At 29.6% G+C, this 582-nt stretch carries 1 protein-coding gene and 1 pseudogene; both read right to left on the reverse strand.

Going from position 1 to position 582, the window contains the following annotated elements:
- A pseudogene (locus AC1DJR_RS32795) lies at positions 1 to 167 on the reverse strand (Xaa-Pro dipeptidase); the annotation flags it as partial.
- A gap of 136 nt (positions 168 to 303) precedes the next feature.
- On the reverse strand, positions 304 to 582 hold a 279-nt coding region (locus AC1DJR_RS32800), incomplete at its 5' end, for an ATP-binding protein (RefSeq protein ID WP_477004550.1).

Genomic DNA, 582 nt, shown 5'->3' on the forward strand with positions numbered 1-582 from the left:
GTGTTTGGAGTTAAAGCTTCTGAGACTTGACCATTTAACTTAATATCACTCCCTTTTACAGAGCTCCCTTCCTTATTTTCTGCATGTGCAGTCATACTAGAAACTCCTGAAGTAATTGTTAAAGATAATATAGTTGAAAGTGTTATTGCTAATTTCTTTTTCCTCATGCCCTTCCCTCCCCATATATTCCTTCTTTTACTATACATTAAAATTACAGAAAATTCAGTTTATATTTTATAGAAAGTTGAGAAATTTGTAAAACATTCGAATCTTTCAAGATAATAGAAAAGGAACTAATAACAATTAGTTCCTTTCTATATACATATAAAATTGTATTTCTCCATCTTCTACCGAAACTCCGTATTCAAAACCATGTCTTTCTAATATACTTTTTACAATCGCTAATCCTAATCCAGTACCTGATTTTTCTTTACTGCGAGAAGATTCTAATACGTAAAAAGGCTCCCAAATTTTATCTATTTCTTTAATTACCTCAGCAGCAATACCATTTTGAATTTGAAAATACACAATGCCATTTTTCTCTTCTAATGTGATTTTTATATTTTGATTCGTTGTATATTT

It is taken from the genome of Bacillus sp. 05T31 (genome assembly GCF_056396725.1).